The sequence below is a fragment of the Citrobacter sp. CK189 genome (assembly GCF_030333505.1).
In the GTDB taxonomy this organism is placed as follows: Bacteria; Pseudomonadota; Gammaproteobacteria; order Enterobacterales; family Enterobacteriaceae; genus Citrobacter_B; species Citrobacter_B koseri.
On record NZ_JAOWFV010000035.1, the window covers coordinates 51,407 to 64,919 of the forward strand.

11 protein-coding genes are annotated in these 13,513 nt (G+C 53.1%); 8 read left to right on the top strand and 3 right to left on the bottom strand.

Features of this window, described 5'->3' with window-relative positions; genetic code table 11:
- Positions 1-89 precede the first annotated feature (89 nt).
- Together pyrD and zapC are read left to right on the top strand one after the other, a co-directional pair.
- Positions 90-1,100: a quinone-dependent dihydroorotate dehydrogenase gene (pyrD, locus tag OGV83_RS04500; RefSeq protein ID WP_049009865.1), complete on the top strand. Its 1,011-nt coding sequence runs from the start codon at positions 90-92 to the stop codon at positions 1,098-1,100.
- Positions 1,101-1,270: 170 nt separating this feature from the next.
- On the top strand, positions 1,271-1,813 hold the full coding sequence (gene zapC, locus OGV83_RS04505; RefSeq protein WP_024130474.1) for a cell division protein ZapC: 543 nt from the start codon (positions 1,271-1,273) through the stop codon (positions 1,811-1,813).
- Here zapC and OGV83_RS04510 read toward each other — a convergent pair.
- Positions 1,810-2,919 (bottom strand): YcbX family protein, encoded by a 1,110-nt coding sequence (locus tag OGV83_RS04510; protein WP_286463193.1) that lies wholly within the window; start codon positions 2,917-2,919, stop codon positions 1,810-1,812. The genes zapC and OGV83_RS04510 overlap by 4 nt on opposite strands.
- 153 nt (positions 2,920-3,072) lie before the next feature.
- Between OGV83_RS04510 and rlmKL the strand changes: the two genes are divergently transcribed.
- The 6 genes from rlmKL (at position 3,073) to rmf (ending at position 10,998) form a co-directional block, all read left to right on the top strand.
- The gene (gene rlmKL, locus OGV83_RS04515; protein ID WP_058668971.1) at positions 3,073-5,181 is read left to right on the top strand and encodes a bifunctional 23S rRNA (guanine(2069)-N(7))-methyltransferase RlmK/23S rRNA (guanine(2445)-N(2))-methyltransferase RlmL; all 2,109 of its coding nucleotides are present in this window, start codon (positions 3,073-3,075) and stop codon (positions 5,179-5,181) included.
- Between the two features lie 12 nt (positions 5,182-5,193).
- Entirely contained in the window at positions 5,194-7,101 is a 1,908-nt protein-coding gene (locus tag OGV83_RS04520; protein WP_024130472.1) for an ABC transporter ATP-binding protein, read from the top strand.
- 14 nt (positions 7,102-7,115) lie between these two features.
- Positions 7,116-8,369: a membrane integrity-associated transporter subunit PqiA gene (gene pqiA, locus OGV83_RS04525; protein WP_024130471.1), complete on the top strand. Its 1,254-nt coding sequence runs from the start codon at positions 7,116-7,118 to the stop codon at positions 8,367-8,369.
- 4 nt (positions 8,370-8,373) lie between these two features.
- Entirely contained in the window at positions 8,374-10,014 is a 1,641-nt protein-coding gene (gene pqiB, locus OGV83_RS04530; RefSeq protein WP_047457720.1) for an intermembrane transport protein PqiB, read from the top strand.
- A complete protein-coding gene (gene pqiC / locus OGV83_RS04535; protein ID WP_012132972.1) occupies positions 10,011-10,574 on the top strand; it encodes a membrane integrity-associated transporter subunit PqiC in 564 nt (187 codons plus the stop codon). Before pqiB ends, pqiC begins: the two co-directional genes overlap by 4 nt.
- 256 nt (positions 10,575-10,830) lie before the next feature.
- Positions 10,831-10,998 carry a ribosome modulation factor gene (gene rmf / locus OGV83_RS04540; RefSeq protein ID WP_012905338.1) on the top strand — a complete coding sequence of 56 codons (168 nt, stop codon included), beginning with the start codon at positions 10,831-10,833 and terminating at the stop codon, positions 10,996-10,998.
- 142 nt (positions 10,999-11,140) lie between these two features.
- Here the strand turns inward: rmf and fabA are convergent, their stop codons facing one another.
- Both fabA and OGV83_RS04550 read right to left on the bottom strand, forming a co-directional pair.
- Positions 11,141-11,659, bottom strand: coding sequence for a bifunctional 3-hydroxydecanoyl-ACP dehydratase/trans-2-decenoyl-ACP isomerase (fabA, locus tag OGV83_RS04545; RefSeq protein WP_012132970.1), 519 nt, complete (start codon positions 11,657-11,659; stop codon positions 11,141-11,143).
- Positions 11,660-11,727: 68 nt separating this feature from the next.
- Positions 11,728-13,488: an AAA family ATPase gene (locus OGV83_RS04550; RefSeq protein WP_286463194.1), complete on the bottom strand. Its 1,761-nt coding sequence runs from the start codon at positions 13,486-13,488 to the stop codon at positions 11,728-11,730.
- Between the last annotated feature and the right edge of the window lie 25 nt (positions 13,489-13,513).

Sequence of the window (13,513 nt, forward strand, 5' to 3'; positions counted from 1 at the left end):
GCTATTTATTGCCGCAAGTCAATTCCCTTTTCGCTGGATATCGCACATAATACGCCCCCGGTCTGCACACCGGGAATCCAGGAGAGTTCATGTACTACCCCTTCGTTCGTAAAGCCCTTTTTCAGCTCGATCCAGAGCGCGCTCATGAATTTACGTTTCAGCAATTACGCCGTGTAACAGGCACGCCGCTGGAAGCGCTTGTCCGACAGAAAGTCCCTGCGAAGCCAGTAAGCTGCATGGGGCTGACATTTAAGAATCCGCTCGGCCTTGCTGCGGGTCTGGATAAGGACGGAGAGTGCATCGATGCTCTGGGCGCAATGGGATTCGGATCGATTGAGATCGGAACCGTGACGCCGCGCCCTCAGCCTGGTAACGATAAGCCGCGCCTTTTCCGCCTGGTTGATGCCGAAGGGTTGATCAACCGGATGGGCTTTAATAATTTGGGCGTTGATAACCTGGTAGAGAATGTCAAAAAAGCGCATTTCGACGGTATCCTCGGAATTAATATCGGCAAAAATAAAGATACGCCGGTAGAGAATGGCAAAGATGACTATCTGATTTGTATGGAAAAAATCTATGCATATGCCGGTTATATCGCCATTAATATCTCTTCGCCAAATACCCCAGGGTTACGTACGCTACAATATGGCGAGGCGCTGGATGATTTGCTGACGGCAATTAAAAATAAGCAAAATGATCTCCAGACGATCCACCATAAATATGTTCCGATCGCGGTAAAGATCGCCCCGGATCTTTCTGAGGACGAATTGATCCAGGTGGCCGACAGTTTAGTTCGCCATAATATTGATGGTGTGATTGCGACAAATACGACGCTCGATCGTTCTCTGGTTCAGGGAATGAAAAATTGCGATGAAACGGGTGGTTTAAGCGGTCGACCATTACAGTTAAAAAGTACAGAAATTATTCGCCGACTGTCCCAGGAATTGAAAGGACAGTTACCGATTATTGGCGTCGGCGGGATAGATTCTGTCATCGCGGCGCGTGAGAAGATGGCTGCTGGCGCTACGCTGGTACAAATTTATTCCGGCTTTATTTTTAAAGGCCCGCAACTGATTAAAGAAATCGTTACCCATATTTGATTCTTTTCTCTCATTATCAGACAACAAGGGCTTTATTTCCGGCCCTGGTTGTTTTATATTCCTTCATTGTTGCTTATTTAAACATTTTAGGCTTTGCTTATTAAGGTAATAAACGAAGCGGTGAAAAAGGACATTTTTGCAACAGGGTGATGGAAACGGGAGAGAGTACAATGCGAATTAAACCTGACGATAACTGGCGCTGGTATTATGATGAAGAGCATGACCGAATGATGCTCGATTTAGCCAATGGCATGTTATTTCGCTCGCGCTTTGCTCGCAAAATGCTCACGCCGGATGCATTTTCGCCGTCTGGTTTTTGTGTCGATGATGCCGCGCTCTATTTCTCTTTTGAAGAAAAATGTCGCGATCTCGAATTATCGAAAGAACAAAAAGCGGAACTGGTGCTCAATGCGCTTGTGGCGATCCGTTATCTGAAACCACAGATGCCAAAAAGCTGGCATTTTGTCGCACACGGCGAGATCTGGACGCCAACGGTGGGTGATGCCGCCTGCGTGTGGCTTAGCGATACCGAAGAGCAGGTGAATTTACTGGTGGTTGAGCCGGGTGAAAACGCGGCGCTGTGCCTGCTGGCCCAGCCCGGTGTCGTCGTGGCTGGACGCACTATGCAGCTTGGCGATGCGATTAAGATCATGAACGACAGACTGAAGCCGCAACAGCGACTCGCCAGCTTCAGCCTTGAACAAGCGGTTTAATTTCCCAGCCTGAGCGCGGTTTTTGGCACGCAGCTACAGCTAAGAATCGTTCCGTCATCGTTAATCGCTGATTTTTTCAGCGGACTCACTTCGCCTTCCAGCAGCGTTATCCGGCAACTGCCGCAGATCCCGGCCCGACATGAATAAGGGATGCGGATACCCTGATTCTCCAGTTGTTCAAGCAGCACCTGTTGGTTATTCCCACGAAAGGTTTGCCCCTGCCAGTCGATAGTGACTGTTGTATCAGGCTGTTTTTCCAGTGCCATCGCATCATCAGAATTTGCGGCGCCATAAGGTTTGGCGGGGGCGGTTGCGAGAATGTCAACCTCATCGCCTACGCGAATGACGCCGCTGTTACGCGCAATCAGGTTCTGCCCGAAATCAACATCGCCGTTGTCCTGCGCCGTGCGAAAGGCTTGCAAGGTTGCCAGCGGCTCACCCGTTGGGTGCTTTTGCCCTTTCTCAGGGCTGACGGTGGTGAAAATACAACGGCTGCACGGTTTTGCGACATCAAAGATGACGTCGCCGATACGAATGACCTTCCAGGTGTCTTCTTCCCAGGGCGCCGCGCCGGAAACGACCAGATTGGGACGAAACTGTTCTATTTTCACGCCAGCCGGGCAACGTTGCTGTAAGTCGCGCAGTGAGGCCTCGTTGGCCAGCAGAAAGGGATAACCATCGGCAAATGACAACGGCACATCGTCGCGGCGTTTGACTCTACGCGTAAGTTGGGGGCCGACCCAGCGTAATTGCACGTCACGGGAAAAGAATCCGCTTAACCACTGATTTATCGCGTCCGGGGCGATACGGGCAGTAAAATGGTTTCCCCAGACTTCGGTTGGCGCATCCTGCGCGGCGAAATCAGCAAAGCGCACCACCACGCTGCTGCCATCCGGGGCGCTAAGATGTAATCCGTCGTGTAGCGGAGAAGGCGTAAAGCGCACCATTTGCGGAAACTGGCGGGCGGTAATAAAGGTGCCATCAGGTTCAGTAACCATAAAGATACGATCGAAAGCCAGGCCACTGATGTCTGCCAGCGCATGCGTCAGGCCGATGCCGCGCATCGATTTGACCGGATGAATAAAAAGCCGGGTTAACGTCACCACTGTACAGCCCTCGAACGAAAATAAGCTTTCAATCTTATGACATGAGCGCCAGATTAGCTATATAAGCCCCATCCTTCACGCTTGTCGCTGCGAGGCAACGCGAAAGATTTTGTGTATAATGCGCAGCAATTTTCTTAGAGTAAAAGTGACAATATGAATTCTCTGTTTGCCAGTACGGCCCGCGGGCTGGAAGAGCTGTTAAAAACTGAACTTGAAAACCTGGGCGCTGCGGATTGCCAGGTGGTTCAGGGTGGTGTCCATTTTCAGGGCGACACGCGGCTTGTGTACCAGAGTTTAATGTGGAGCCGCCTGGCCTCGCGCATTATGCTGCCGATGGGAGAGTGCAAGGTCTACAGCGATTTAGACCTGTACCTCGGCGTGCAGGCAATCAACTGGACAGAGATTTTTAATCCAGACGCCACCTTTGCCGTGCATTTTAGTGGGCTGAACGACACCATTCGCAACAGCCAGTATGGTGCGATGAAAGTAAAGGATGCGATTGTTGATGCGTTCACGCGTAAAAACCTGCCGCGTCCTAATGTCGATCGTGAATCTCCAGATATTCGCGTTAACGTCTGGCTGAACAAAGACACTGCCAGCATTGCCCTCGATCTGAGCGGCGATGGTCTGCACCTGCGCGGCTATCGCGATCGTACCGGTCTGGCGCCAATTAAAGAGACGCTGGCGGCGGCCATCGTGATGCGTTCCGGCTGGCAGCCGGGAACGCCGCTGCTCGACCCGATGTGTGGTTCCGGTACGCTGCTGATCGAGGCCGCAATGTGGGCGACCGATCGCGCGCCGGGTCTGCATCGTGGTCACTGGGGCTTTAGCGGCTGGGCGCAGCATGATGAGGCTATCTGGCAGGAAGTTAAAGCAGAAGCGCAAACCCGCGCCCGTAAAGGGCTTGCGGAATATAGCTCGCATTTTTATGGTTCTGACAGCGATGCCCGCGTGATTGAACGTGCGCGCAGCAACGCCCGTCGCGCAGGCATCGGTGAGTTGATTACCTTCGAGGTAAAAGATGTCGCCCAACTGAGCAACCCGCTGCCGAAAGGGCCGTACGGTACGGTAATCAGCAACCCGCCGTATGGTGAGCGTCTGGACAGCGAACCGGCGCTGATTGCGCTGCACAGCCTGCTGGGGCGCACCATGAAAAATCAGTTCGGCGGCTGGAGCCTGTCGCTGTTCAGCGCCTCGCCGGATCTGCTGAACTGCCTGCAACTGCGCGCGGATAAGCAATTCAAGGCCAAAAACGGCCCGCTGGACTGCGTGCAGAAAAACTATCATCTGGCGGAAAAAACGCCAGACAGCAAGCCTGCGACGGTGGCGGAAGATTACGCCAACCGCCTGCGCAAAAATATTAAGAAGCTGGAGAAATGGGCGCGCCAGGAAGGGATTGAATGCTATCGCCTGTATGATGCCGATCTGCCGGAATACAATGTGGCGGTCGATCGCTACGGCGAGTGGGTGGTGATTCAGGAATATGCGCCGCCGAAAACGGTTGATGCGCAGAAAGCGCGTCAGCGTCTGTTCGACATCATCGCCGCCACGCTGTTGGTACTGGAGATGGCGCCGAATAAACTGGTGTTAAAAACCCGTGAGCGCCAGAAAGGCAAAAGCCAGTATCAAAAGATGAACGAGAAAGGTGAGTTCATTGAAGTCAGCGAATATAACGCGCGTTTATGGGTTAACCTGACCGACTATCTTGATACCGGTCTGTTCCTCGATCACCGTATTGCGCGCCGGATGCTGGGTCAGATGAGCAAAGGCAAAGATTTCCTTAACCTGTTCTCCTATACCGGCAGCGCCAGCGTACATGCTGGGCTGGGCGGCGCACGCAGCACCACTACGGTGGACATGTCGCGTACCTATCTGGAGTGGGCTGAACGTAACCTGCGTCTGAACGGGCTGAGCGGCCGTGCGCACCGCCTGATTCAGGCCGACTGCCTGGGCTGGCTGCGTGAGGCGAATGAACAGTTCGATCTGATTTTTATCGATCCGCCGACGTTCTCCAACTCAAAACGGATGGATGAGTCGTTTGATGTGCAGCGCGATCACCTGGTGTTAATGAAAGATCTGAAACGTCTGCTGCGCAAAGGCGGCACGATCATGTTCTCCAACAACAAACGCGGATTCCGTATGGATCTGGACGGCCTGGCGGCGCTGGGACTGAAAGCACAAGAAATTACGCAAAAAACGCTTTCTCAGGACTTTGCCCGTAATCGTCAGATCCACAACTGCTGGCTGATTACCGCAGCCTGAAAGGAAAAGTAAATGTCATTAATCAGTATGCATGGCGCATGGCTGTCGTTTAGCGACGCGCCGCTTCTCGATAACGCAGAGCTGCATATCGAGGATAACGAACGCGTGTGCCTGGTGGGCCGTAATGGCGCCGGGAAGTCAACGCTGATGAAGATCCTCAACCGCGAACAGGGACTGGATGACGGACGCATCATTTATGAGCAGGATTTGATCGTCGCGCGTCTGCAACAGGATCCGCCGCGTAATGTCGAAGGCAGCGTTTATGATTTTGTTGCGGAAGGGATCGAGGAGCAGGCTGAATACCTGAAACGTTACCACGATATTTCCCGCCTGGTGATGACCGACCCCAGCGATAAAAATCTCAATGAGATGGCGCGGGTGCAGGAACAGCTCGACCACCACAACCTGTGGCAACTGGAAAACCGTATTAATGAAGTGCTGGCGCAGCTTGGGCTCGATCCTAACGCGGCGCTCTCTTCGCTTTCCGGCGGCTGGCTGCGTAAAGCGGCGCTGGGCAGGGCGTTGGTCAGCAACCCTCGCGTATTGTTGCTGGATGAGCCGACCAACCACCTGGATATTGAAACGATCGACTGGCTGGAAACGTTCCTGAAATCTTTCAACGGGACGATTATTTTCATTTCCCACGACCGTTCATTTATTCGCAATATGGCTACCCGCATCGTCGATCTCGATCGCGGCAAGCTGGTTTCTTATCCGGGAGATTACGATCAGTATCTGCTGGAGAAAGAAGAAGCCCTGCGCGTGGAAGAGTTACAGAATGCCGAGTTCGATCGCAAACTGGCGCAGGAAGAAGTCTGGATCCGCCAGGGTATTAAAGCGCGCCGTACCCGCAATGAAGGTCGCGTACGCGCCCTGAAAGCGATGCGCCGCGAGCGTAGCGAACGCCGTGAAGTGATGGGGACGGCGAAGATGCAGGTCGAAGAAGCGGCCCGCTCCGGTAAGATTGTTTTCGAAATGGAAAACGTCAGCTATCAGGTTGACGGCAAGCAGCTGGTAAACGATTTCTCCGCGCAGGTGCAGCGTGCCGACAAGATTGCTTTAATTGGCCCTAACGGCTGTGGGAAAACCACGTTGCTGAAACTGATGCTGGGCCAGCTTCAGGCGGACAGCGGACGTATTCATGTCGGCACGAAGCTGGAAGTGGCTTATTTCGATCAGCATCGCGCGGAACTGGATCCCGATAAAACCGTGATGGATAACCTTGCTGAAGGTAAGCAAGAGGTGCTGGTTAACGGTAAGCCGCGTCATGTGCTGGGCTATCTTCAGGACTTCCTGTTCCATCCTAAGCGCGCCATGACGCCGGTTCGCGCCCTGTCTGGCGGAGAACGTAACCGCCTCTTACTGGCGCGTTTATTCCTGAAACCCAGCAATTTGCTGATTCTCGATGAACCGACCAACGATCTGGACGTTGAAACGCTGGAACTGCTGGAAGAGTTGATTGACGGCTATCAGGGAACTGTCCTGCTGGTGAGCCATGACCGTCAGTTTGTGGATAACACCGTGACCGAGTGCTGGATCTTCGAGGGCGGCGGTAAGATTGGTCGCTATGTCGGCGGATACCATGATGCGCGTGGTCAGCAGGAACAGCATCTGGCGTTTAAACAACCCGTCGTCAAGAAAACTGAGGAAGTGGTTGCCCCGAAAGCAGAAATTGTAAAGCGCGGCAGTAACAAACTAAGCTATAAACTGCAACGCGAACTGGAACAGCTCCCCCAGTTACTGGAAGAGCTGGAGGCCAAACTGGAAGCGTTGCAGGCGCAGGTGGCGGATGCCGCCTTTTTCAGCCAACCGCATGATCATACGCAAAAAGTTCTGGCCGATTTGAGTCACGCAGAGCAGGAACTTGAACAAGCCTTTGAGCGCTGGGAGTATCTTGAAGCCTTGAAGAATGGCGCATAATTAAAGGAGCGCATATGTGCGAACATCATCATGCTGCGAAGCACATTTTATGCTCGCAATGTGACATGCTGGTGGCGTTGCCCCACCTTGAGCATGGGCAGAAAGCGGCATGTCCAAGATGTGGCACAACGCTGACGACCGAGTGGGACGCGCCAAGGCAGCGTCCCACCGCCTATTCGTTAGTGGCGTTGTTTATGCTGTTGCTTTCCAATCTTTTCCCTTTCGTGAATATGAACGTCGCGGGTGTGAGGAGCGAAGTCACGCTGCTTGAAATCCCCGGCGTCATGTTTTCGGAAAATTACGCCAGCCTTGGCACCTTCTTTTTGCTGTTTGTCCAGTTGGTTCCGGCTTTTTGTCTGGTGACGATATTATTGCTTGTGAATCGCGTCGAATTGCCGCTACGTGTGAAAAAGGTTCTGGCGCGCGTGCTGTTCCAGCTAAAAACCTGGGGAATGGCGGAGATCTTCCTCGCAGGCGTGCTGGTCAGTTTTGTTAAGCTGATGGCTTACGGGGATATCGGGGTTGGAAGCAGTTTTATTCCGTGGTGTTTTTTCTGCATCCTGCAATTGCGCGCGTTTCAGTGCGTCGATCGCCGTTGGTTATGGGACGATATTACGCCGATGCCTGTGCTGGCGCAGCCGCTGAAACCTGGCGTTACCGGCATCCGCCAGGGACTGCGTTCCTGCTCCTGCTGTACGGCCATTCTCCCGGAGAATGAATTAGTGTGTCCGCGCTGTCATGCAAAGGGTCATGTGCGACGCAAAAACAGCCTGCAATGGACGCTGGCTCTGTTATTTACGTCGATCATGCTTTATCTGCCCGCGAATATCATGCCGATCATGATCACCGATTTATTGGGATCGAAGATGCCTTCTACGATCCTCGCCGGGGTCGTTTTGCTCTGGAGTGAAGGGTCTTATCCGGTGGCGGCGGTTATTTTTATTGCCAGTATTATGGTGCCAACGCTAAAAATGATTGCGATTGCCTGGCTGTGCTGGGATGCGAAAGGGCATGGCAAACGCGACAGTGAAAGAATGCACCTGATTTATGAGGTGGTGGAATTTGTTGGCCGCTGGTCAATGATTGATGTGTTTGTAATTGCCGTACTCTCTGCGCTGGTGCGCATGGGGGGGTTAATGAATATTTATCCAGCGATGGGTGCATTGATGTTTGCTTTAGTCGTCATTATGACAATGTTTTCTGCGATGACCTTTGATCCGCGTCTGTCGTGGGATCGTGAACCTGAACCAGGCCATGAGGAGTCCTGACAGTATGGAATCTAAAAATGGGGAAGCCAAAGTGCAGAAGGTAAAAAACTGGTCTCCCGTGTGGATATTCCCTATCGTCACTGCGCTGATTGGGGCATGGGTGCTGTTTTATCACTACAGCCATCAGGGGCCTGAAGTCACCTTGATCACCACGAATGCTGAAGGTATTGAAGGCGGTAAGACCACCATCAAGAGCCGTAGCGTGGATGTGGGGGTGGTGGAAAGCGCGACGCTGACCGACGATCTTACGCATGTAGAGATCAAGGCCAGACTGCATTCCGGCATGGAAAAACTGCTGCACAAAGATTCGGTCTTTTGGGTGGTGAAACCGCAGGTCGGGCGTGAAGGGATCAGCGGCTTAGGCACGTTGCTGTCCGGGGCATATATTGAGTTGCAGCCGGGGACGAAAGGTAACAGGCTGGAGGATTACCAGTTGCTGGATTCCCCACCTCTGGCGCCGCCAGATGCGAAAGGCATCCGCGTTATTCTTGACAGCAAAAAAGCCGGGCAGCTCAGTCCGGGCGATCCGGTGCTTTTCCGTGGCTACCGCGTTGGCTCGGTTGAAACCAGCACCTTTGATCCGCAAAAACGCTCCATCAGCTATCAACTCTTCATTAATGCGCCAAACGATCGCCTGGTGACCAGCAACGTCCGTTTCTGGAAGGACAGCGGTATTGCGGTGGATCTGACTTCCGCTGGTATGCGGGTTGAAATGGGATCGCTAAGCACGTTGTTTGGCGGTGGCGTGAGCTTTGACGTGCCGGAAGGGCTTGAACTGGGGCAGCCGGTTGCGGAAAAAACTGCTTTCAGCCTGTATGACGATCAGCGAAGCATTCAGGATTCGCTGTATACCGACCACATCGACTATCTGATGTTCTTCAAAGATTCGATTCGCGGTCTGCAACCGGGCGCACCGCTGGAGTTCCGCGGGATTCGCCTGGGGACGGTCAGCAAAGTGCCTTTCTTTGCGCCGAATATGCGTCAGGTATTTAACACTGACTACCGTATTCCGGTGCTGGTACGCATTGAGCCGGAACGCCTGAAAGCACAATTGGGCGAAGAGACGGATGTCGGCGCGCATCTGGCCGAACTGCTCAAACGCGGCCTGCGCGGTTCACTGAAAACGGGCAATCTGGTGACCGGCGCGCTGTATGTTGATCTGGACTTCTATCCGAAAGAGCCGCCAATTACGGGCATTCATGAGTTTAACGGTTATCAGATCATCCCGACGGTAAGCGGCGGTCTGGCGCAAATCCAGCAGCGTCTGATGGAAGCGCTGGATAAAATTAATAACCTGCCGCTGAACCCGATGATTCAACAGGCGACCAATACGCTGTCGGAAAGCCAGCGGACGATGAAGCATCTGCAAACCACGCTGGATAATATGAACAAGATTACCTCCAGCCAGTCGATGCAGCAGCTTCCGGCGGATATGCAGAACACCTTGCGCGAACTGAACCGTAGTATGCAGGGCTTCCAGCCTGGCTCCGCGGCGTATAACAAGATGGTGGCGGATATGCAGCGTCTTGATCAGGTTCTCCGTGAACTGCAACCGGTATTGAAAACGCTGAACGAAAAGAGCAACGCGCTGGTATTTGAAGCGAAGGACAAGAAAGATCCAGAGCCGAAGAGGGCGAAACAATGAAAAAGTGGCTAGTGGTGATGATGGCGTTCTGGTTAACGTCATGTAGCAGTAGCGGAGAAAACAAGAGCTACTACCAGCTACCCGTCGCGCAAGGGGGCGTACAGAGTACGGCAAGCCAGGGAAACCGCTTATTGTGGGTGGAACAGGTTTCGGTGCCGGACTACCTGGCGGGCAACGGCGTGGTGTATCAAACCAGTGATGTGCAGTACGTGATTGCGAGTAACAATCTTTGGGCCAGCCCGCTGGACCAGCAGTTGCGCAATACGCTGGTGGCGAATCTGAGCGCCCAGCTTCCGGGCTGGGTGGTTGCCTCACAGCCGCTGGGCAGCGTGCAGGATACGCTTAACGTGACGGTGACGGGATTTCATGGCCGTTATGATGGCAAAGTTATCGTAAGCGGGGAGTGGCTACTGAACCATCAGGGGCAGTTGATTAAGCGCCCATTCCACATCGAAACCGCGCAGCAGCAGGACGGGTATGACGAAATGGTCAAGGTGCTGGCAGCCGCCTGGAATCAGGAAGCCGCCGCTATCGCTCAGGCGCTGAAGCAAATACCATAAGTTAAAAATATTGTAAATTTAACCGCTTTCGGCACGTCGCCGGGGGCGGTTTTTTTGTTTTTCTGCCCGGTGAAAATAGCTGTTCTGGCTCACAATTTTTGTACAAATGATTTATTGAGTAGCTCACAAATATGACAATGGCGTGAATTTTGCGCATTGACGGGACAACTTTTTCGCGGTATTCGTTTACTGTGATTGCACATTTCGTAATCACTGTTTTCTTTTCCACCAGACATGAAGATGAGGGAAACGAGGCATGAAGAGACAAAAACGAGATCGCCTGGAACGGGCACATCAACGTGGATATCAGGCCGGCATTGCCGGACGCTCAAAAGAAATGTGTCCCTATCAGACGCTGAATCAGAGGTCGCACTGGCTGGGAGGTTGGCGAGAAGCCATGGCGGACAGGGTAGTAATGGCCTGATTCTGTCTCTTTAGAAAAAAGAAACCTCCGCAGTGCGGAGGTTTCGCCTTTTTACAGGCAGGTCAGATAACGTGGTTATGCTGCCATCCGGCAATGACGCCACGCTTATGGCAACGCTTATCAGACCTGGAAATATCCGCGATCAGAACGCTGACGTGTCCTGGAACAGACCTACTTTCAGGTCGTTGGCGGTGTAGATCAGACGGCCATCAACCAGAACTTCGCCATCCGCCAGACCCATGATCAGACGACGGTTAACGATACGTTTGAAGTGAATACGGTAGGTCACTTTCTTCGCGCTTGGCAGAACCTGACCGGTAAATTTCACTTCACCTACGCCCAGCGCACGGCCTTTACCTTCGCCGCCCAGCCAGCCGAGATAGAATCCAACCAACTGCCACATTGCGTCCAGACCCAGGCAGCCCGGCATAACCGGATCGCCGATAAAGTGGCATCCGAAGAACCAGAGATCTGGATTGATATCCAGCTCAGCTTCAACATAACCTTTGTCGAAGTTACCGCCAGTCTCTGTCATTTTGATGACACGGTCCATCATCAGCATGTTTGGTGCCGGCAGTTGTGGGCCTTTAGCGCCAAACAGTTCACCGCGACCAGAGGCAAGAAGGTCTTCTTTTGTATAGGATTCGCGTTTATCTACCATGTTCTCTGTAAGCCTTATTTTATTGAAGCACGCAGGATAGCTAACACGTGTACGCTGAACAAGTCCGATCAGTTCGGTATAAACCAGTTTAGCCAACGTAGCGGCCAGGGAAAACGATGACGTCCTTCCTGTTGTGTAGCCTGGGCAATACGTTCCTGGATGGTCTGCATCAATGTTGTCTGACCTTCGCCATCCCACACCAGATTAAGCAGAAGCGGCAGTGCGTCTGTTACGTCGTCTACCGCCCAGATGCTGAATTTCTCTTCTTCCACGGCCTGCAACAGCGCAGGCTGGAGGCTGAGGTGTCTCACGTTAGCCGCCGGAATAATAACGCCTTGTTTACCCGTCAGTTCACGCTGCTGACAAATTGTGAAAAAGCCTTCAATTTTTTCGTTCAGGCCGCCAACAGGCTGGGCGCGTCCAAACTGATCGACGGAGCCGGTAATTGCGATATTTTGATTAACCGGCACATCGGACAGAGCGCTGATCAATGCGCACAGCTCTGCCATTGAGGCGCTGTCGCCATCCACTTCACTATAGGACTGTTCAAAGGTCAGCGAGGCGGAGAATGGAATTTGCTGTTCAAGCTGTAGTTCCGACATCAGGAAAGCCTGCATGATCATCATCCCCTTGGCATGAATGTTACCGCCAAGCTCGGCTTTTCGCTCGATGTCCGTGAATTCACCGTCGCCAATATGAACGACGCAGCTGATACGTGAAGGCTCGCCAAACGCGCGCGGATGGCCGGGAAATTCAATGACGGAAAGGGCGTTAATCTGACCAATGCGCTCGCCTTCCGTTTCAATCAGGATCTGCTCTTGCAGGATTTCGTCCTGCATGCGCTCCGCAAGATAGCCTTCACGCCATTCGCGTTGGGCAAGCATCAGGGCGAGCTGTTCGGCGCTGCATGTCCCGTCCTGGCACAGCGGCGCGGCTTCTCTGAACTGGCGGGAAATCCATAGCGGACACAGTGGAAGCGTGTCCTGTTCTCCCGTGTAGCGAACGGCTTCGCGTACCAGCACTTGCCAGGCATCAGGCGTTGGCGCTGGCAGATTATTGCGTTTAAGCGTGTGCTGAACCCACTGACACCACTGGGTCATGGTTTCGGCATCCACTATTTGCAGATTATCTTCAAATTCGCTGTAAATCGCCTGTTCAGCCAGTTCCGGCTCCATTTCCTGGAAGTCGGCTAACGATTCACGTTCGCCGACCAACACGACTTTCAGCTTGAGCGGCATAGACGGCACAGAGACCGGCAACGGACGCGACTCGTCAAACGCGACCCAGTCGAATCGGTTATGGCTGACAATCGCCTTCAGACGCATCCACAGCAACGGCTGCGCCAGAAGGGTGCGTAAGGAGATCACCAGAACGCCGCCGTTAGCCTGATGCACCAGACCCGGTTGCAGCGTAATTTCGCCGTTAAACTGGCGCAGACAGCCAAACAGCTGTTCGGCTTCAACCCAGTCAGCGCTGACAACCTGCGCCGACGTGGCAAAATTGTCTTCTGCTTTTTCTGCTGCGCGATAACGGATGGTGTGGCCCGAAATTTCGTAATGGCCCCCGGTCAGCTGACCGGCATCGGCTTGCAACGTTCTGGCCGCATCAGAAAGGAGAGTGAGATACTCGGGCTCTTCCGGCGCTTTCGCCAGCATAAAAGAGGACGACGCCCAGGGCTGGAGAAGTTGTTCCAGCGCAAATTGCAGTCGCGGTTGAGTATCGCTGAGTAGGGTGGCGCTTTCGTCAGTAACGTGTGGCTGTGCAAATATTTCCTGATAACTGTCGGTATCAGGAACCAGATCACGCCATGCAAGTTTCGTAATGGTCAAAGTTGAGGTTTTTTAGTCTGTTGTA